The 19,021-nt window shown below is 61.4% G+C and carries 17 protein-coding genes and 1 pseudogene; 10 read left to right on the forward strand and 8 right to left on the reverse strand.

What is annotated here, in order from left to right; translation table 11 throughout:
• Window positions 1-67: 67 nt before the first annotated feature.
• The gene (locus ABIE52_RS01050; RefSeq protein WP_192713097.1) at window positions 68-382 is read right to left on the reverse strand and encodes a WhiB family transcriptional regulator; all 315 of its coding nucleotides are present in this window, start codon (window positions 380-382) and stop codon (window positions 68-70) included.
• A 322-nt stretch (window positions 383-704) separates the two neighbouring features.
• On the opposite strand from ABIE52_RS01050, the gene ABIE52_RS01055 reads away from it, so the two are divergent.
• The 5 genes from ABIE52_RS01055 to ABIE52_RS01075 all read left to right on the forward strand — a co-directional run bounded on the left by ABIE52_RS01055 (window position 705) and on the right by ABIE52_RS01075 (window position 4,581).
• Complete coding sequence (locus ABIE52_RS01055; protein ID WP_192713096.1) at window positions 705-1,316, forward strand: DUF6328 family protein; 612 nt, start codon at window positions 705-707, stop codon at window positions 1,314-1,316.
• Between the two features lie 668 nt (window positions 1,317-1,984).
• Window positions 1,985-2,266: a MerR family transcriptional regulator gene (locus tag ABIE52_RS01060; RefSeq protein ID WP_256065226.1), complete on the forward strand. Its 282-nt coding sequence runs from the start codon at window positions 1,985-1,987 to the stop codon at window positions 2,264-2,266.
• 744 nt (window positions 2,267-3,010) lie between these two features.
• The gene (locus ABIE52_RS01065; RefSeq protein WP_073513761.1) at window positions 3,011-3,415 is read left to right on the forward strand and encodes a VOC family protein; all 405 of its coding nucleotides are present in this window, start codon (window positions 3,011-3,013) and stop codon (window positions 3,413-3,415) included.
• On the forward strand, window positions 3,412-3,690 hold the full coding sequence (locus tag ABIE52_RS01070) for a winged helix-turn-helix transcriptional regulator (RefSeq protein ID WP_192713095.1): 279 nt from the start codon (window positions 3,412-3,414) through the stop codon (window positions 3,688-3,690). Before ABIE52_RS01065 ends, ABIE52_RS01070 begins: the two co-directional genes overlap by 4 nt.
• A 513-nt stretch (window positions 3,691-4,203) precedes the next feature.
• Window positions 4,204-4,581, forward strand: coding sequence for a hypothetical protein (locus tag ABIE52_RS01075; protein ID WP_192713094.1), 378 nt, complete (start codon window positions 4,204-4,206; stop codon window positions 4,579-4,581).
• A gap of 67 nt (window positions 4,582-4,648) precedes the next feature.
• On the opposite strand, the gene ABIE52_RS01080 is transcribed toward ABIE52_RS01075, so the two are convergent.
• Both ABIE52_RS01080 and ABIE52_RS01085 read right to left on the reverse strand, forming a co-directional pair.
• Entirely contained in the window at window positions 4,649-5,095 is a 447-nt protein-coding gene (locus ABIE52_RS01080; protein WP_192713093.1) for a hypothetical protein, read from the reverse strand.
• A 499-nt stretch (window positions 5,096-5,594) separates the two neighbouring features.
• Window positions 5,595-5,957 (reverse strand): MerR family transcriptional regulator, encoded by a 363-nt coding sequence (locus tag ABIE52_RS01085; protein ID WP_080911135.1) that lies wholly within the window; start codon window positions 5,955-5,957, stop codon window positions 5,595-5,597.
• Window positions 5,958-6,033: 76 nt separating this feature from the next.
• On the opposite strand from ABIE52_RS01085, the gene ABIE52_RS01090 reads away from it, so the two are divergent.
• Both ABIE52_RS01090 and ABIE52_RS01095 read left to right on the forward strand, forming a co-directional pair.
• A complete protein-coding gene (locus ABIE52_RS01090) occupies window positions 6,034-7,233 on the forward strand; it encodes an MFS transporter (protein WP_192713092.1) in 1,200 nt (399 codons plus the stop codon).
• Between the two features lie 166 nt (window positions 7,234-7,399).
• Window positions 7,400-8,287 (forward strand): annotated as a pseudogene (locus tag ABIE52_RS01095) (alpha/beta hydrolase).
• Window positions 8,288-8,931: 644 nt separating this feature from the next.
• Here the strand turns inward: ABIE52_RS01095 and ABIE52_RS01100 are convergent.
• Window positions 8,932-9,897: a DUF8129 domain-containing protein gene (locus ABIE52_RS01100; RefSeq protein WP_192713091.1), complete on the reverse strand. Its 966-nt coding sequence runs from the start codon at window positions 9,895-9,897 to the stop codon at window positions 8,932-8,934.
• Between the two features lie 283 nt (window positions 9,898-10,180).
• Between ABIE52_RS01100 and ABIE52_RS01105 the strand changes: the two genes are divergently transcribed.
• Window positions 10,181-11,077 carry an SDR family oxidoreductase gene (locus ABIE52_RS01105; RefSeq protein ID WP_192713090.1) on the forward strand — a complete coding sequence of 299 codons (897 nt, stop codon included), beginning with the start codon at window positions 10,181-10,183 and terminating at the stop codon, window positions 11,075-11,077.
• A gap of 39 nt (window positions 11,078-11,116) precedes the next feature.
• On the opposite strand, the gene ABIE52_RS01110 is transcribed toward ABIE52_RS01105, so the two are convergent.
• On the reverse strand, window positions 11,117-11,302 hold the full coding sequence (locus ABIE52_RS01110; RefSeq protein ID WP_192713089.1) for a hypothetical protein: 186 nt from the start codon (window positions 11,300-11,302) through the stop codon (window positions 11,117-11,119).
• Window positions 11,303-12,145: 843 nt separating this feature from the next.
• Here ABIE52_RS01110 and ABIE52_RS01115 point away from each other — a divergent pair.
• Window positions 12,146-12,415: a DUF7218 family protein gene (locus ABIE52_RS01115; protein ID WP_192713088.1), complete on the forward strand. Its 270-nt coding sequence runs from the start codon at window positions 12,146-12,148 to the stop codon at window positions 12,413-12,415.
• A 788-nt stretch (window positions 12,416-13,203) separates the two neighbouring features.
• Here ABIE52_RS01115 and ABIE52_RS01120 read toward each other — a convergent pair.
• Window positions 13,204-13,926, reverse strand: a complete 723-nt coding sequence (locus ABIE52_RS01120; RefSeq protein ID WP_354541394.1) for an MBL fold metallo-hydrolase — start codon at window positions 13,924-13,926, stop codon at window positions 13,204-13,206.
• Window positions 13,927-14,927: 1,001 nt separating this feature from the next.
• Between ABIE52_RS01120 and ABIE52_RS01125 the strand changes: the two genes are divergently transcribed.
• Complete coding sequence (locus ABIE52_RS01125; protein ID WP_192713087.1) at window positions 14,928-16,103, forward strand: glutamate--cysteine ligase 2; 1,176 nt, start codon at window positions 14,928-14,930, stop codon at window positions 16,101-16,103.
• Window positions 16,104-17,140: 1,037 nt separating this feature from the next.
• On the opposite strand, the gene ABIE52_RS01130 is transcribed toward ABIE52_RS01125, so the two are convergent.
• Entirely contained in the window at window positions 17,141-17,815 is a 675-nt protein-coding gene (locus tag ABIE52_RS01130; protein WP_192713186.1) for a HemK2/MTQ2 family protein methyltransferase, read from the reverse strand.
• 695 nt (window positions 17,816-18,510) lie between these two features.
• Entirely contained in the window at window positions 18,511-18,705 is a 195-nt protein-coding gene (locus ABIE52_RS01135; protein WP_192713086.1) for a hypothetical protein, read from the reverse strand.
• Window positions 18,706-19,021 lie beyond the last annotated feature (316 nt).

The raw sequence follows: 19,021 nt of genomic DNA on the forward strand, positions 1-19,021 counted from the left end.
AAGCGCCCGACCGGTTCGCCACGCCCCTAGCTGTGGGCGGCCACACGGTTCTTTTCGTGACCAGGCTCTATCCTCTTCCCTCGTCATTTCTGCTCCGGGAAACGGACAACCGGACGCTCCCACGAGAGGGAAGCCATGGGCCCGGCACAGCAGCAATCCGCCCCTCCACCAGGTAGCGGCCACCCCACACCCCTGCCGCCTCCCCGCGGGCGAGAGCGCCCGCCAAACACTCCGTCGTGTGAGAACAACTGCGACACAACGACATCGCCTTCGACAGCTCCTCACGCGCCGAAGAGAACCACCATTCCGGATCGTGTGACCGACACGGAGCAATCACCGCCTGTTCCACGCCCACCCGGGCACCCCCAGCCTTGCTACCCATGATCGCCTCACCGCCCCTCTTCTTGCTCGCCGTCCGACCACATCCGGCCAGCCAGGTCTGCCGTCAATTTTCCGACTCATCGATCCTGCGGAGGCTTCGTCATGATGGCTTCCTTCGGCTCTGGGCAAACTCGTCTTCCGGGCGCTGCCTAGTAGGATCACCAGAGCAACGACATTCATGTCGGAGGCTTGCGAAAGCCCGTCAGCTCAACACGCCGAACGATCCCTGCGAACAGCTCACCACACCCATCGCTGCGTACCCAACGCCGCACGTGGCGACCGAGGCCCGTTTTCCCCACGCACTGAGCGGGTAGCTCACGCAGATGAGCATTGGACACGCACCAGCCGGCGACGGAAACCGGCCGCTACGGCCGCGTCCCGAGGCCACCTCACCGCCACACGCTGATTCAGAATGGAACTATCGCGTCCGCCACGAGACACCCACCCAACGTCTCGACCGCAACTGGTCCCACATCCTCCAAGAGCTCCGGGTAGTCCAGACCGGCATGCAGATCCTCACCGGCTTCCTCCTGACATTGCCTTTCCAACAACGCTTCTCGGTTCTGCAAGCTTTCGAGAAGGACTTGTACCTGATCACGCTGGCAATGTCGACGGCAGCGACGATCGTGCTCGTGTCACCTGTCGCCATGCACCGCCTACTCTTCAGGCGTCACGCCCTCCCCGTCCTCGTCGAGCAGGGCCAACGATTCGCCGTCACCGGCCTTCTCCTACTCGGCGGCGCACTGACCGGCGTTCTCACCTTGACTTTCGACGTAGTAGTCAACAGAACCACAGGCCTGATCGCCGGCGGCTGCGCCGTACTTCTGGCAATCACAGTGTGGTGCTGCTACCCGCTCTTCCTCGCACGCCAGCTGCGCCTTGGGCGCCCTGAGAAACAACCCGACCAACCACAGCACCCAAGCACCCAACATTAGGCCGGAATGTCGACACCTCACGCATCCGCATAGGCACCGCCGTTCATGTCCTCGAGTTCAGAAGTCCGGAGATCGGCCCCAGCTCAGCGCTACGAGCGCATTTCGCTGCCGCTTACAGCCCCACGATCGTCAGACAAAGTTCGCTGATTTCGCCGAACTCAGTTCATCCAAGTACTCAAAGCCCAACGCAATTGAGGTGCTGTGCCGCTGAACTGGGCTCGTCGAAGTCGCCGTTTTCCAGGCCTTTTCTGGTTCAACGAAGGTGACCTCGCGAGACGAAAAAATCTATCGCTGAGAGGGTAGACATTCTCACATGGCGTGTTGTATCTTTTTCTCGCAGGAACGAAATCAAGAGGTGCGGGAGAGACGAACTACCCGCAAGCAGTACCGCAAGGTAGGGACGTGCCGGGGCCGAAAGTTGTTGTGAGTGTGTAGTTCAGGTCCCGGCGCCCCCTTCAAACGGGCTACCGGACATGGTGTGTGCGTTCGGAAGCTCGAAGAGTGCAGTTGTTGGTTCAGTGAGTGAGATCGACCCGTCTCGGCCCCCGGCGCACCCCCGCGCCGGGGGCCCCGTCCATTCGAAGTGAAAGTAGACCGCCATCTCGGCAGAGAGACCCGCCGGCGACCTGTCCGGCAAGTTCGACGACGAAGACTATCCCGCCTACAGCATGGGCCACGCCGCCGAACTCCTCGGCGTGCGGCAAGGGTTCCTGCGCAGCCTCGATGCCGCGAAACTGCTCACCCCACAACGCTCCGCGGGTGGGCACCGCCGCTACTCGCGCTATCAACTGCGTATGGCCGCCCGCGCACACGAACTCGTCGCCGCCGGCACTCCACTCGAGGCTGCGTGCCGGATCATCATTCTCGAAGACCAACTCGCCGAAGCGCGTCGCATCAACGCCGAACTTCAACAACACCACGACAACAGATCCGGTGCCGCGCCTGAATAGTGGTGGATTCAGTCGCATCGCGTCTCTCCTGAGTGCGCGGATGCAGACGCCCGCGCAGAGTGGAGTCGGGAGCCGTAGGGGGACAACGCATTCGCTATAATCGTTCAACGCAACGTCATCCCGACGTGGCGTTGCGCTCGGCCCACCGAACACCGGTCCTGCGCGGGCCGACATCCGGTGGCCACCCTGTACGGCGCGCCTGTCTCCCCAGACACCGCGCGCACGGCCCATCAGGTCGGACACCTAACCCCGCCCTGATGGGCCACTTCTGGACCCTGTCTTGCTGTCGGTGAACTTCTTACTCGCCACCCGATCCCCGGAAAACTCTGGCCAGTAGAGTCTGATCCCTACGACACAGTGCATCCCGTCGAAGCAGGCTTAGGCTCGCCAGTACCGCTTTCGCCGCTCGGATCGCGCGCAACACTCGGCCTGATCGAAGCCATCCGGCGCGTCGACAGCGAGCTGAAGGGAGCGACGCGACAGCGACTTGAATGTCGACAACGGAGGAATTCCTCATTCCTCCCGAAGGCGTTGAATCGATTTGCGTGTTTGCCCGCCATGACGTTTGAGAAGTTCGCGAGCGATCAGACTTTGCGCCGCCTCGAGGGCGGCCGGGACTGCCACCCCCAGCCCTTCTCCTAAGGACAATGTTGCTGGGGCGGCCGCTCCCCAGCGGCACCGCCCCAGCCGGAGCGCAAGACCTGACCCTTGACAGCGCACTTGCATTTTGCAAGTGTAGATCGCATGAGCCTGTTCATCACCTGCCCGGTCGAGAGCGTCGAGCGCGCGACCACCTTCTACACCGCCCTCGGCTGGACCCTCAACACCGAGATGTCCGATCACAACGTCTCGTGCTTCGCGATCGCGCCCGAGCAGTACGTCATGCTCGGCAGCCGCGACATGTACGCCAGCGTCGGCGGCGTCGAGGAACTGGTCGGCAAACCCGATACCCCGTCGAAGGTTACGGTCTCGTTCGACCTCGGCAGCCGCGAGGCGGTCGACGAGCTCGTCGACCGCGCCGGCGCCGCCGGTGGGCGGATCGGTGACACAGACGACTACCCCTTCATGTACCAGCGCCAGTTCGACGACCCCGACGGCTACCACTACTCGCCGTTCTGGATGAAGCCGGACACCGATACGACCGCGTGAGCGACCTCGCCGCGGCCCTCGATGTCGTGGGAGCACGGTGGGCGCTGCTGATCGTGGAGCGGCTGCTCGACGGGCCGCAACGCTATGGTGATCTGCAGCGCGATCTCGGAGTACCGACGAACATGCTCGCAACCCGCCTGCGCGAGCTCGAAACGGCCGGCGTACTGACCCGTCTACCCTTGCGGCACAACACGCGGGCCTACGCACTCACCGACCGTGGGCATGCCCTGCGCGGAGCAATCGTCGCGCTCGGACGCTGGGCCGCCGAAGCATAATGTTGCAGGTGGCTATTTGACGCTCTCGGAACAACCAAGCAAACGTGCGCCAATGACGCTCCAATACGCCCCTGTTGAGGTCTTCAGCGAATCCACATTCACCGTGGTGTGTGGGTCGTAATATTTCACCGCTTCTGAGCAGACGACGGTCGATATGAACCGTGCCCGCTTGTTGCCGCTTCAGCAACCCTCAAGGCCTAGTGGGGGGCAATGCAGAAATGTCGTCCTGTTCAGTGCCAGCGGAAACTGTGAAAACAACGTGGGCCCGGTATCTGATCGCCTTCGCCGCAGCGACATTCGCCATCACTAGCTGCGGCCCCGGAACCATCGATGGAAATACTCCGTCCACGCCGAACTTCTCGACTCCACCGCTGACTGGCGGAACGCACATCACGATGGACGCCGTCAGAGCCACGCTCCCAACAGCATTGGCCCAGAACAGCATCTGCTCACAAGTCGAACACCCAGGCCGGAGATCTCTACCTGTTCTGCAGCGTCTCCTTCGCGTCACCATTGAATCGAGGTCTCGCCGACAGCAACATCGTCTACCTCGTCTGGGTGAACAAGGCCGAAGGCGAACGAACACTCCAGGACTGGCGCGAAGGGCACCGACTCGAACTCGTCACCGAAAGCAATACACACACCGCAGCAGCGCGCGTCGAATACCGCGACGCCGTCAACTCCGTGCACTACGTCGACACCATCACGGGCCTCAACATCGACATCTCCGCAGGTAGTCTGCCAACCGCAGAAGCAGCGACGACCTTCCTCCACTGCGCCAACCTCATGAAAAAAAACAACTACCGACCCCTGCCGATGCCGCCGAAGGTAAGGTCTCCGAGAGCCCGGCCGTCGCGCGGGGAGACTCGAAGATCGCACGTAGGGCGGTGATGTCGCTGCTCGTTCCCGCCGGCAGCGATGGTGGCGAAACGCTGCGGCCCGAGCCCGATAGACGGCATCATGGCGAACCCGCCCGAACTGCCTTCCGCCCGGCGAAAATCGCCAACGCTCCTGTCGTCAGCGACAACACACCGCTCAAGAAGCCGACCAGCACTGGACTCGACGTGATCAGATGACCACTCGAACCCCGCCACAACCTGACCGTCTGCCCCACAGCGTATTCGTGCGCGCTGGAGCACTCGACGAACGATTCGATGTGTTCGACGTCGTCCTGCACCCATCCCACCGTATATGCGCGCGGATGCACACAACGGCCCAGCGTGGCACCGTCCTCCACGTCCAACACCCTCGCCTCGACAGCAGGACCCATACCACCGGAGATCGACTGCACAGCAATGCTGAACGTCACCACCGCGCAGATGCCCGCTGCCACAGCAAGTACCGACAATGTGGCAACTATCCACATCACCCGCCGTTCGGCCACGATATCCGCCCTCGAACTCATAGAACCTTGATATGTCACATACAGCCCTATACAAAATCGGGCCAACCGCGAACTCGCACGGCACCTCCATGAGTGAACAGCCACGACACACACCCCCCGCCCAGTACAGTGTCCGACCAGTCCACCGCCAGCGCCTCGCGCGCAACCCGTGATACCAGTTTCGCAGCAAACAAGCACCGAAATCGATTGACAGTCAATACAATCCGAACATGTACATAATTTTAGCGCACATACTTGCCATGCCGACGACGGTCGGAAGTCTGTCTGCACGACCACTGCGCGGCCATCAACCGAATTACGGGAGTGGGCCCTGCCGACACTCACCAAAAGACCGACAAGACCCTGGCGCCATCGTCTCGGGGCCGGGTCGAGAACACAGCGACAAGACCGACCCTACGATCTGGAGCACGCGGCACCGTTCCGAACACACCTCCCGCTGACACCCGTCTTCCACCAGTCCTCGACAACGTCCGCCAAAGCATGCTCCCGGCGAAAATATTCATGCCAGGGCTTTCACAGCCTGAAGGTAGCCGGATATCGCATCCCGATTTCGTGTGAGCACTTCGATTCGCTCGTTCATGCGGGTCCGCTCATGTTCGAGGGTAGCGAGCATCTCAGGTGTCGCATCGGAGAAATGGATGGTCCGCGGCTTATCCAGGCAGGGCAGAACCTGCTTGATGATGCGGGTCGGCAGGCCTGCGTCGAGGAGCCCGCGGATCTGGATGACTCGATCGACGAGGTAGTCGGCATAGTCGCGGTACCCATTGTCCAGGCGGCGCGGTTCGATGAGTCCTTGTTCCTCGTAGTAGCGCAGCAATCGGGCGGGTGTATCCGTCTCCTGCGCAAGTTCTCCGATAAGCATGTGGCTGACCTCACTGTCACTTCTGTGCACCGGCGCTTGACCTTCACACCAATGTCAACGAGGAATGATAGCGCTCATGACTCGCACTGATCTCTCTGCTTCTACCGTGGAATCATCAACACGGTTCCCGCTGTCAGGCTTGGCGGCGCTGGGGACGGCGGGGTTCGTCACGATCATGACCGAGGCGCTTCCCGCCGGAGTACTTCCCGGAATGAGTCACGACCTCGGCGTCTCAGGTTCAGCTGCAGGACAAACAGTTACGATCTACGCGATCGGTTCCGCGCTCGCCGCAGTGCCGCTGACGAGCGCAACTCTCGGATGGCCCAGAAGGCATCTACTGCTGGTCGCGATCGCCGGATTCGCCTTCGCGAATACAGTCACCGCCATTTCGACCGACTACTTCTGGACGATGCTGTCCCGCTTCGTCGCCGGGGTCGTCGCAGGGCTGCTGTGGGCACTGCTGGCCGGATACGCCCGACGGATGGTACCCGCAGAACAGCGCGGGAAAGCCATGGCCGTGGCGATGGTCGGGACGCCGGTGGCGTTGGCGATCGGTGTCCCGGCCGGTACCTTTCTGGCCGAAATCGTAGGCTGGCGTTACACATTCGGGCTAATGTCGATACTCAGTGTCGTGCTCGTCGTGTGGGTGATGAGATCCGTTCCCGCCTTCCCAGGACAAGAGCGCAATGCGGGTGTGCCCGTTCGCCGAACCCTGCGCCTGCCCGGTGTCGTCCCGGTCTTGTTCGTCACGCTGACATTCGTTCTCGCCCACAATGTTCTCTACACCTACATCGCTCCATTCCTCACCCGCATCGACATGCGTGACGACGTCGACGCAGTACTGTTGGTGTTCGGCGCCGCGTCGTTGATCAGCATCGCGATCACCGGCGTACTGATCGATCGTCGTCTGCGCCCCCTCATGATCGTCAGTTGTGCTCTCTTTGCCGGTGCTTGCTTCTGTCTGGGGGTCGTCGGCGAAACCGTTTGGCTCGTCTTCGTGGGTGCGACGGTGTGGGGACTGGCGTTCGGCGGCGCCGCCACCCTTCTGCAAACAGCATCGGCCGAGGCTGCGGGGGTTGCGGGCGACGTCGCTCAATCGCTCGTCGTGACCTGTTGGAACATCGGCATCGCCGGCGGCGCCATCCTTGGCGGGCTTCTGCTCGAATCCTCCGATGCGGGTTCATTGCCCTGGGCCGCGTTCGCTTTGGTTGTCGCGGCACTCGTCACGACGTCAGCTGCACGCCGACATGGATTCCGCAGCCCTCTCCGAAAGTGAAGATGACATGAATAATGTTGTGCAGCAACCACATATCGCGCAGGACTCTGCTACGCGCGCGCTGCGAGCACGGATCGATCCCGAAGTCAGAACCGGCCTCGACGCGACGCTCTCCGTCACCGGCCCAGGCGGTTTCCGCAACTACACCCTCAGCCAGCGCCGAACGATGTATGCAGACAACAACGCAGCCGCATTGGCGGCCAACCCCATTGACTCGTCCATTGCATACAGCGACGAGTTCATTCCCGGCCACCTCGGTGAATCTATCCGCGTCCGAACGTATCGCCCCGGCAACGAACCTTCCGCGCCACGCCCTGCCATCCTGTACATCCACGGAGGCGGACTCAATCACGGCAGTATCGAAACCGACGAACGCCAAGCGGCGCCGCTGACCCAGGTCGTGACGGGTGGAGCTGTCGTCGTCTCCGTCGGATACCGGTTGGCGCCCGAACACACCCATCCGACACCCGTGGAAGATTGCTACGCGGCGCTGGTCTGGTTGTGGAACAACGCTTCACGGCTCGAAATCGACCGTGCACGCATCGCCTTCTACGGCGGCAGCGCCGGCGGTGGGTTGGCAGCAGCGCTCGCGCTCCTGGCCTGAGACAGAAAGGGGCCCGAGATCGCATTCCAGGTTTTGCTCTATCCGATGCTCGACGATCGAAACGAGACGCCGAGCAGCCGCGAGATCGTCGACATCGGGATCTGGGACCGCGACCTCAACGTCGAAGCGTGGCGGTACCTGCTCGGCGAAACATCCGAGACCGCCACGGATACAGGCGAGGCGCAGGTAAGTGCGTACGCCGCTCCCGCGCGAGCTGCCGACCTCTCGGGACTGCCCCCGACCTATCTGGATGTCGGAGAGCTCGACCTCTTTCGCGACGAGGACATCATTTTCGCCAACCGCCTGATGGCCGCCGGTGTTCCAGTGGAAATGCATGTATATCCAGGCGGCATACACGCCGGCGAACTCCTAGCCCCCGCGGCAGCGCTCAACACCCGAATCAATGGCTACCGCCGCGAAGCACTCAGCCGAGCACTGGCCCAGCAGTAGCTGCACCAGAGATCGGGTACAACTACCCCGCAGAAGACAGTGGACCGCTTCCGATCGGGTCGACAACGTCTCGACGGTGACGGCGTTGAGCTGGTGTGAGCGTGCGCAAAGCGGGCCCGTGACCAGGCCCGCGTTCACGGGTGAAGTCGAAGACGCACCTACGCGGGGGGCGTTTCGGATCCGGTGTCGGCAAAAGGGCATGTCCGATGGGCGGTCGCACCAGAGTTGGATAGTCATGGATGGTGAATGCTCCAACCAGACCGCTCACTTCCTCTAGTGGGAAATAGGTTGGGCCCGTTTGGTGGAACGTGCTCCTCGATTCTTCCCGGCTTCCCGCCTCGCTGTGCCGGAACAGAAACGGCGCCCTTCACGGCGAGGCGGTGCCGCGACATGCGTTCGACAAACCACCAACAGGAATCGGTACACACACTCAAGCTCATCCGCTCGTTGTCACGAAAGCGAGTCTGTGCGCACGACCACCACACCGGGCGTGCTTTCTCTTCGTGGCGAGCTCTTCGTGGCGAGCCCGACGAGACCCAAGCTAGGCGCGTTGATGGAGATTTCGTGCCTTTCGGTTCGGTACCGTAGGCGTGGCTCGCGGGTCTGGTTCCAGGTGTCAGACTCCCACTATCTCGATTGACGCTCTAGTTGATTCCGACGACTTCCTGGGCGATCGCTGCGAGTCTTGCCTGTGCAGCGGATACGACGCCGTGTCGGTTCTTGTGCGCTTCCTCGTACGCAACGATGTCTCGTACCTGTGCGGCGTCGGTCAGTTCCTTGACCGCGGAGACGGCTTGGGTGACGTTGAGTTCGTCGAAGTCTTCGATGGGAAGTTCAGCGGGGTCGAGTAACCCACTCGACTTCCGTACCGAACGGAAGACATCCGCGGCACCGTCAGCACCTTCTCGGCGAGTGACCTTCTCAGCCGTGGCGATGGCCGCATCCCTACTGGCCGAGAGTGTTTTCACAGTCACGTCACCGGCATATGCGCCCCAGCTGATCAGCTCACCCAGTACCGGCGGTGAGGTGCGAACAGCGTCGATGGCACGGTCGAGACTGCGGGTCGACCAGGAGACCGGAACGTTGACCAGCCGTATCGCCGCGCCGGTGGCAGCTTGCATCGGTGTGCGGCGCAAAGCTGCCGGTCCACCGAGTGCCTCTTCGGCCAAGACAGTCGTGAGCCAGTCCACGGTCGCGGAGTGTGCAGTGATGAGGCGGTCGGCCAACGCCGCGACGGTCTGATCGCCGCCGGCAGTGGCCAGGGCCTTGAGGTAGCGGGAGCGGTCGAGGAGTTGATGTTCGAGCGCAAGGTCTCCCAATACCGCTTCGTCGAAGGGCTGAGCCTGTTCGACCATCGCTTTCACTCCGGCTGTCGCGCGTCCGAGGAACGGACCGACCAATTCCGGCACGCCCCCCAGATCGCGAACAGTGGACTCGATGGAACTCGCCCTTTCACGGCCGTTCTCTGCGTTTTCCGTGAGTTCGCGTCGAATAGACTCGGTTCTGGCCTGTGCGACGCGCGTTTCGGCGACCTGGATCTCGGTGTGCGTCAGACCGAGGAGGATGCGTAACTGGGTGATCAAGGCGGACGTGGTTTCGGAGTTGCTCATATCGGGGTCGTCCCTTCGTCGGTGCGTGCTTTACGTGATGTTCAGCTTCTGCTCGACGAGTGCTCCGCGGGTCGCGGAGCCACCGCCGCTACGCGGGCTACCCCGACCTACCGCGTAGTAACCACAACGAACAAGTGGGGTCGACGCACCGAGATCGTCGGCGCCAGGACGAGTGAGATCCCGGCCACCCCGAGGTTTCGATTTCTATTCGGCGGGAAGGAGGCATGTGCAGTGCATCCATCCAGAAGCCCACGAGAAACTGCGTCACCCGAGGAGTATCGATATGCCGGACCAGTACGCAATGCAGGACCCGACCACGCGGTTCCCCGCTCCTGCGCGTGAGCGGCAGGCGGAGATCGCACACCCCGGTCTCACCGCAGACATGATTTCTCCTCCCGACCACGGTGAAAACACCTATCGAGGAAGCGGTCGACTCGAAGGAAGGCGTGCGATTGTCACCGGAGCGGATTCGGGCATCGGACGTGCGGTCGCGATTGCATTTGCCAGAGAAGGCGCGGACGTTGTCCTGAGTTATCTCGACGAGGAAGAACAGGACGCTCGGGAAACCGCTCGCTGGGTCGAGGAGGCAGGTCGCAAAGCCGTCTCGGTGCCGGGAGATCTCCGAAGCGAGGAACACTGTTCTGCTTTGGTCGAAACCGCGGTGCGTGAACTCGGCGGACTCGACATCTTGGTGAACAACGCCGCGTTTCAAATGGTGCAGATGGGCGGCATCACCGATATCACCACCGAACAATTCGACCGTGTGATGAAAACCAACCTCTACGCACTCTTCTGGCTCTCCAAAGCAGCGATCGCGCAGATGAAGCCCGGATCGACGATCGTGAATACCTCGTCCATCCAAGGTGCGTCCCCATCTCCCGAACTGCTCGATTACGCCACGACAAAGGCGGGCATCATCGACTTCACCAAGGGACTGGCCGCCGATGTCGCACGAAAGGGAATCCGGGTCAATGCCGTTGCACCTGGACCGATTTGGACGCCATTGATTCCGGCGACAATGCCCAAGGAGAAGTTCGAGACGTTCGGGGACGACGTTCCGCTCGGGCGGGCAGGTCAGCCGGCCGAGCTTGCCCCCGCCTATGTATTTCTCGCCTCTAGCGAATCCAGTTACACCACTGGGGAAGTCATCGGCGTGACGGGAGGAAAACCGCTCACCTGAATGTGCGACTAGACAAGGCGTACGACGACGGCGTAACGGTCAACCGTTGTCGAGACCGGCTGCGACCATCGCTGCGGCAGTCTCTCGTTCGGAGAATGAGCCCTTCTCCAGACCCCGGATGACGCCGGAGCGATCAGCGGGGGAACGGTTTTGGTTCAACTTCGCTTTTCCGTAGACACGGGCCACGTGCAATTTCGATCCCCACAATCCCTCGCAGCTGCGCATCGGTAAGCCTCCCTGGCTACTCGATGTTGGAAATTGCGCCTACTCAGCCCCGAGTTCCCGATCGACGAACAAGGCTCCTACCCCGCGCGGAGACCTCCCCGTTCAGGGTGGCAACGATCGATGTCCAGCTGATCCAAGCATTCCGTCGGCCGGCGAGGACTTCCGAGGCGCCCGTATGCGTGCTGGTCTGCCGACCGAACAAGCGGAGCCCCTCCCCAAAGGTTCGCGACGGTCTCTCCGCTACGTTGGGCCGATCGCGGCCGTGCTGCAAGGAAAGCCCCGAATCTGCCGGAGAGGCAGCGTGCAGTCCAGTTTCGCGCATGCCGATATCCGCGATCACCCTCGACGCTCAGTTCACAATGGATCAGCGAGGGGGCAACTTCAGCGTCGAGCACCGAGAGCTTCCCGGCTTGTCACGGACGCGGCCCGCCTTCAAGCAGTCGGGCCAGCCCTGGACCCACCGCCGTTCTGCGTCTGGACGGGCGATGACAGGGACGAATGCTGCCAAACGAACCTCCCACGCCTGCAGCACTTCAGCTCGAAATTGTCTCACGCTGCGCGACGCGTATCCAGTCGAATGAAGGGGTTCCGGCGCACGCTGCCGGAGGTAGCGCTGGCGCGCAACTCCCACCGCCACCGGGAATTTCGCTCACTCGTCACAGAAGTCATCGTCTACCGCCAGTTCAAACTGTGCTCAAGAATGCCGAGCCCCGATGCCACCGCATTGCCTTCGAGTGATGGCATGTGACGGCCTTGTTTACCGGTTTGATCGCCTGCCCGACGGGTAGCACTCGAACGAGGCCGGTACTTCAGTGCCGGAAGACAACGTGGAAAGGACCCACCGTGGCTCGTCAAGACTCACAACCTCAACTCAAGGATCAAGAGCTCTATGAAGAACTACGAAAGAAGGGGGATTCGAAGCAGAAGGCGGCTCGGATTTCCAACGCGGCTGCCAATCGTGGACGGTCAAGTGTGGGTAAATCCGGCGGCAAGTCCTCACCGTACGAAGAATGGACGGTCGAAGAATTGAAAAGGCGAGCCAAAGAACTCGACCTGCACGGGTACTCGAAATTGAAGAAGAGCGAACTGATCGACACCCTCCGACATCATTGATCTCACCATTTCATTTGGTATGAATCGCGCGGGCCGATCTGGCTCCTCGTTAGCTCCAGCGAACGCTCGCCCCATAATCCTGAAGCGGGTGGCACTCTCTCAGCGGGCGCGGGCAGGGATTCGTCCGTTGAACAGGAAGTCGTCAACGGTTGTGTTGGCCTTCTTGGCGTGCATACGGAGTCGGCCGTAAGGAGCGCTTTTCGACGTCGACCTTGGCGTGGTCGGCTTCGGGCAGTCCTGGCCGGATTCGCCCCGCAGTGCGTCGATCGAGATGATCGTCGGCTTTCCGCTACGCGTTGGCTTCGCCGACGCCGTCGCGGAGGTCCTCGATCCGTTTTGGAATCGACCTTGTAAGCGGCGTTCGGTGTGGCGACTTTCTGAGTGATGTGCCAATGTCTCGTCGAGCTTCTCCGCGAGACGTGCTGCGAGAGAACGGGGACAGCGGTCGCCGCCGTCCGGTCACGATGCTCATGTAGCACTGTCCGCTGTACGAACATGTGCAGCACACGAGGTAGGGCGGACAGTTCAGAAGCGATGAGCATCGCGAATCAGCCACCACCATTCGAAAGAACCGTCGACGGTGAGAGTCGCCATCTGGGTCGTAAATTACTATAGGAGCGGAATGCTTTGTATCGGATTTATCGTGGCGGGGCGGGAATTCGACACTTTGCCCACGAGGGACATGAATAATCCGTTCCGACATCCCCTGTTGTTCCATTTCGTCGAGAAATGCACTCAAAGGCGATGCGAACACTCCGTAGTCGTCGAAGTGCACAGGAATCGCGTAGTCAGGGGAAATCAAGTTCACCGCTTTCACTCCCTCGATCCCATCCATGGTCACCGTCACACCCCACGGTATTTTGTCGCCGAAAGGCAGCCTCGTCCCACCCAGATGGAAAACGCCACTGTGGATGCGCGGATACCGCCGTGGAATCTCCGCCAAATCCTCGACCGCGAGCGTGTCCCCGGAGACGTACACGCAGAGTTTCGGCGGCTCTGTGCCGGAACCGAATTCGAGGATGCTGCCCATCACCGGCGGTTAAATCCGCGCCGTGGTTGCCCACGACGGCCCGTGCCGGCCAGGCACGGCGGTGACGCGAACCCAGTCGCCGTCCGCCGTGACCGTGCGTGACTCCCAAATCGCCAACCCGGCTGCTTTTTCGAAACCACGACGTCTTTTTCGCAGCGTGTTCAGTGGTGACGGGTAACGCGTGGTCCAAACCCGCCTGCGCACGTCGATCCCAGTGATCGCCGTGCAGGTGCGAGAGAACCACTGCGTCTAGGCGGGGAAGTTGGTCGACGGTCGATGCAGGCGCGTGCAGTCTTTTCGAGGTGAGCCCATGGCCCAGATAGGCGTACTCGCCGCGGTGCAGAAAGTTGGGGTCGGTCAGTATGGTCACGTTCCCGTACCTGATCAGGAAAGTCGCATTGCCAATAAAGGTGAAAATCCCTTTCTCCATAGGGCTCTGATACCCAGCCTTCACTCCATCAACCGCAGTACGTTTCGACATCAGGACTCGAACGCCACAAGCCGGTTCAGCATATTGCGCGCCACCGCATGCCAGGGTAATAAGGGGTGGATTTCGCGGCCGCAGAGGTTAGCAAGACTTTTAGTTGACTGGCAGCCTGTGTCATATCCTGCGCACGAAACTTGATGTTCCACTTGGGCGAGTGGATGTCCGGCGTGGACAGTCTCAGCAACCGATCAGCCGGGTCCTTGCCGAATTGGAGAGCCTCGGACAGGTCCTGCTGCCACCAAGATCCCCTCATCTGCTCCACGCGGCTTCGACGACGTCGGTGACTGCAATCGGTGTCACTGTTCCAGTCGCCAACCCCGTGGCGAGATTCCGAATAGTTTAGACAGCAGTCGATGTCGCGATCGCGGCGAAGCGAGAAGTGGGCGCGTCAGGATTTTCGAGCACTGGCGCGCGCGGGCATGCAGGGCATGATCGAGGGCGCGAAGGCTGGCGCCGAACGGCGTGTTAGAACACGACACGCGGGTCGCCAGCCACGGTCGAAAGTAACTGGCGGAGAGAGAAAGTGGATCTTCGGCCGCCGGCATGATTGAAAGGAATCACCGTCTTGATGTCCTTCGGCACGAAAGGGCGAAGTCGCGCTCGGACAGGCAGCGTGCTTCCTTTCTGATTGGTGCATTCGTCGCGTTGACCGCTTTCATGCTGTTTCGGCGCTTCCCCGAGATTCACATTCAGACTGAGGAGTTGAAATGTGACAAGGAAGCAGCAACGGACGGGGGTGATGGTCATGGCTCGACGTGGTGCGGGCGCCATCGGTGCCCCACACAGTCGATCGCCAGTGCGGACAACATCGACGAGCACTCCTCGTCTGTCCGCGGGATACCGGGTCCGCAGCGGCTTCCACGACAACGCAGAATCAAACCGGCATTTGGTGGAGCCATGTTTGATCCGGTCCCTGTCCGGGAAGGTGAGATTTCTAGTATTCGCGGGCTCAGGGCCGCGACCGCACCGAAAACGCAAGCAGCGGAGGGATTGCCATGACACACCTCACTTCCGACCTGCTCTCGACCGGCATACCGACGCTGGGGGTGGAGGAGGAGTTCTTACTCTGCGAGCCCCGAACGGGGCGGCCCAGTTTGCGCAGTAGCGAGGTCGGATCCATTGGCCGCGGACTCGGAGTCTCCCTTCAACGTGAACTTTCCCGTTGCCAAGTGGAAACGTCGACGTCTATAGGGGCCCACATCCGCGATCTTCGTGCTCAACTGTGCGAATCACGCGCCGCCGCCGCTACCGCTGCTGCCGAGGCGGGCTGTCAGCTGCTGGCCGTCGGGACAGCGTTTTACGACCCTCCGCCTGACGCGATTACACCGACGTCGCGGTACCGGCGTATGGCGGGTCAGTACGGCGCGCTCACCACAAGTGTGATTTGCGGTTGCCATATCCATGTGGGGGTCGAGGACCGCGAACGCGCCGTTCAGGTCATCAATCATCTACGTCCCTGGTTGCCCACAGTCTTGGCATTGACCGCGAATTCGCCTATTTGCGCCGGAGTTGATACCGGCTACGCAAGCTGGCGGCATATCGTTTTCGGCAGATGGCCGAGCGCGGGTCCGCCTCCACGGTTCGAGTCCGCCCTACACTACGAGGACGTTGTGGAAACGATGTTGGAGACGGGGCTCATCCTTGATCCTCATATGGTTTATTGGGACGCACGCCTTTCGGATCATCTTCCTACGGTAGAGATTCGGATCAGCGACGTGCCGGCGACGGTAGAGGAGACGATCACTCTGGCCACGCTGGTACACGCCTTGGTCATCATGGCAACCAAGGCAGTGGTCAGCGGTGAAACGGTCCCGGCTGTTGACCAGGATTTACTCCGCGCAGCATGCTGGCGGGCCGCTCGTGACGGTCTCGATGGCAAGGCACTCGATTTGAAATCCATCCGTCTAGTGACCGCCCGCCAAGCTGTCCGTCGCCTGATGCACCATGTCGCGCCTACACTGACCGCTCTCGGCGAGCTCGACCGTGTCGCGGCCGCGGTGAACAGAGTTCTTGCCCGCGGAAATGGCGCGATCGTCCAACGTCGAGAACTGGCACGGCGGGGAAGCGTCTCCGACGTGATCGACCTGTGTGCCCGGCGCACCGTGGAGGGATGCACGCAGCCAAGGAACGTCAGTTTGTTGTCTCACCCCGGTGAACCCGTCTATCCGTAAACCTCTAGGGCAGTGATCGGTTGGTTCGACTGGCACTTGGCTGCGGACGACCTCCTGGGCCTCGGAGTTTGGTCGATAATATGACGGCTAACGACACTCCGAAGTTATCGTTGCGCCAGGAGGGCTTGGGGCCAGGTCAGTCGCTGTAAGTTTTGGGTCAGACGGAAAGATGGCACACCCCAGCACCCGCCCAATAGCGCCTGACCTGGCGCGATGCTAAGGTTCGCCTGAATCGGGACTGCGCTGTCTTCCTCAGGTGGGGACCGAATGGAAGTTTGGACGTCCTCATGCCTGACAACGATGCCTTCGAGGTGCCGCAGAGATTGGGACGCGGTTATGTCGAAGCGAGTCAGCAGTATTGAGTAAATTTCACCGTGACGTCGCCGTCCTCGCCTCGTACCTCGCACAATTCGACTACAGCGATAGAGGAACCGCCGACTCTCACACTGCCGCTTCGGCACTCACGCCTGAGGACCGTCACCGCCGTCGAGGCGACTACGCGGACAGTATTGCTGGGTGACCGCGACAGAAGTCAGTGATGAAGACGTCGCGGCGCTCAACCAGATGCGGGCAACGCTACGGCTTCCTGCCCTCATCGTGACCGCCGACGGCCCTCGTAACGGCAAAGACTCGTCGTCGAGAATAAGGAACCCTATCGGCGAACGGAGGTTACTTTCGAACCCAGTACCGAGGGTGTGCGTCGGTTACGAAGGCCCCTGCATCGCACCGCGCAAGCGCCAACTTCTGCACGAGCACCACCCGCTTTACAATTGCGCCTCCCACCGGCAACGACGGACCGCCTTACTGGCAAACCGCCGAGCCTCGAAACCCACTGCAGACATCCCGATTACCTACGAAACTACTGTGCTGCCACGCCCCGATACCGCAGGCAATCAACGCCGTTGCCGGGGATACGGTTCGCATCCTTCCCCAGTTACTGGCATTGCACCGACGTCGTGTCCCGCTCGCACCCGCTGCAGGAACGGAAAATTTCCAGAGCGACAACGTCGACGTCCCGGCACCCCGATGCCTCGCCGTCATCCCATCGTGCTGGTCGAAGGAGATGATTTGGTGGCGCGGAAAACCACGAGTTCCTCAGTAGCCTGACCAGCCACGATCAAACCCCGTTGCTCGAGAACCGCTCGCCGCGAACGCATGACGGGACCGAAAGGAACCAAACTCCTGGCCACCACAGTCACCGTCAAACCGCATTCTTCCAACATTGCCTCCGTCTTCTGCACACCACACAGCGCTGACTGCAGCAACAGTAACGTCCCACCCGGAGCCAACACTTCAGCGCAAGACAGCGCGATCCTGTCAAGTAATGCCCGCCCGTCTTTCCCGGCGTCCCACGCACGCTCGATACCGGTCGTAGGCAACTCATCGCCCCACGCCGGAACATACGGCGGGTTGGAAACGACGACATCGAACAACTCGCCCTGCACCGCCGCCGTCAGATCACCTCGCCGAACATCGATACGCTTTCCGGCAACGACCGCATTGAGTCGCGCATTCAGACACGCCCGGCGAGCAATGTCCACGGCGACAACGTGCCCGGCCCCCGCCTTGGCCGCGGCGACCGACAACGCGCCTGTACCGGCGCACAAATCCAACACCCGAGTGCGCGGTGTCAGACTATGCGCCAAGAGGGCATCGTTGAGCAAGGATGTGTCCTGTTGAGGTGGATATACACCGGGTAAACGCACGATCATCATCGACTCCTCGGTTCTGGCACCATGCACACGCCCATTCCCCGAACAGCACGTACGCAAACCGATCGTCAATTACCTCGCGCTCGAATCGGTCTCGTACCCTGCCGGAAGGCTGTGGCGGGGCGACCGTTCGATTCGACGGTATCCGGCGCACCCCCGCCCGGCGGCCCCGACGCAACGATCATCGACCCGGCGCACGGAATATTGCGCTTGAGGTCGGCCTCTCGCGGCCGTCGCATCCGCCCAACGCGTGCTGTGCCGCACCGCGACGAATGAAGTCGGAAGACGTTGCCGGGACACTGAGGACGCGGGTCGTACGAACCCAACCGCTGGATGCGTACCGAGACCACGGGTCGCATCGCCCCGCCGACCCCGCATCTCGCTACTCCTGGCTACGCCGAGGACGTCCCAAATCCTCTCATACGATGTGTTCGACAATGGGGCAACTATCGTCACCGGCAGACCGAAGGACAGGTCCGACCCCCGAAGCGGGTAGGTAGCCGTCAGGCCTTTCCTCTGGCCTTTTTCGGGGCGATAGGGCCCCGGTCGGCGTACATTGCCTCGATCCGAGACTTGATCTCCGTAGTACTCATGGAACCGCTGCGCACAGTCGGTCGCGAGTTTGATGAAGTCGAGACGGTCATGTGAAATTCCTTGCTGATAGAGACGAACTTCGGAGCGGCTCGGTCGAACCGTCAAATCACGAGAGCAGCGATTCCGATACAGATCACGACAAGCGTCGCGACTCCCACACTCACGGCGACGGATCCGGTCAATATCAACGCCGGAACAGATGCCGACAATGCCGAGCCGACTGCGATCACCGACGTCGACCGCATTGGTGTCACCCGAGATTCGTGCGGGGGTAGTTCGAATGCGGGGCGATTCATGGGTTTTGGCGTCCTTCCTGAGTGGGCCGCGCGGTACGTGGCGCGCCCTTGGCTGCGATGCGAACCCGAAGGGTTCTGCACAAGCCCTGTGATCTCAAGGCGGGGTTCTATGTGTCCGACCGGCACAGTGAGTGTGAAGCAGATCACTTCGTGCCGTATTTCGTTGTACACCCTCACGCGGTGTTCATGCCACTCGGACAAGCGTCCACCATCGTTTGTTCATCCGCTCCGCATTGCAACGCCCCACGAAGGGATCGAGATTAGGCCGATGAGGCGGCCAAAACGAACACGGACTCCAATGCCTTGTGCCGTCCTT

It is taken from the genome of Rhodococcus sp. OAS809 (genome assembly GCF_040546695.1).
Taxonomy (GTDB): Bacteria; Actinomycetota; Actinomycetes; order Mycobacteriales; family Mycobacteriaceae; genus Rhodococcus_F; species Rhodococcus_F qingshengii.

Coding starts and splice junctions, on each gene's coding strand:
- ABIE52_RS01050 (WP_192713097.1), bottom strand. CDS start 382: ATGGGTAGCAAGGCTGGGGGTGCCCGGGTGGGCGTGGAACAGGCGGTG.
- ABIE52_RS01055 (WP_192713096.1), top strand. CDS start 705: ATGAGCATTGGACACGCACCAGCCGGCGACGGAAACCGGCCGCTACGG.
- ABIE52_RS01060 (WP_256065226.1), top strand. CDS start 1,985: ATGGGCCACGCCGCCGAACTCCTCGGCGTGCGGCAAGGGTTCCTGCGC.
- ABIE52_RS01065 (WP_073513761.1), top strand. CDS start 3,011: ATGAGCCTGTTCATCACCTGCCCGGTCGAGAGCGTCGAGCGCGCGACC.
- ABIE52_RS01080 (WP_192713093.1), bottom strand. CDS start 5,095: ATGAGTTCGAGGGCGGATATCGTGGCCGAACGGCGGGTGATGTGGATA.
- ABIE52_RS01085 (WP_080911135.1), bottom strand. CDS start 5,957: ATGCTTATCGGAGAACTTGCGCAGGAGACGGATACACCCGCCCGATTG.
- ABIE52_RS01090 (WP_192713092.1), top strand. CDS start 6,034: ATGACTCGCACTGATCTCTCTGCTTCTACCGTGGAATCATCAACACGG.
- ABIE52_RS01100 (WP_192713091.1), bottom strand. CDS start 9,897: ATGAGCAACTCCGAAACCACGTCCGCCTTGATCACCCAGTTACGCATC.
- ABIE52_RS01105 (WP_192713090.1), top strand. CDS start 10,181: ATGCCGGACCAGTACGCAATGCAGGACCCGACCACGCGGTTCCCCGCT.
- ABIE52_RS01110 (WP_192713089.1), bottom strand. CDS start 11,302: ATGCGCAGCTGCGAGGGATTGTGGGGATCGAAATTGCACGTGGCCCGT.
- ABIE52_RS01120 (WP_354541394.1), bottom strand. CDS start 13,926: ATGTCGAAACGTACTGCGGTTGATGGAGTGAAGGCTGGGTATCAGAGC.
- ABIE52_RS01125 (WP_192713087.1), top strand. CDS start 14,928: ATGACACACCTCACTTCCGACCTGCTCTCGACCGGCATACCGACGCTG.
- ABIE52_RS01130 (WP_192713186.1), bottom strand. CDS start 17,815: ATGATCGTGCGTTTACCCGGTGTATATCCACCTCAACAGGACACATCC.
- ABIE52_RS01135 (WP_192713086.1), bottom strand. CDS start 18,705: ATGAATCGCCCCGCATTCGAACTACCCCCGCACGAATCTCGGGTGACA.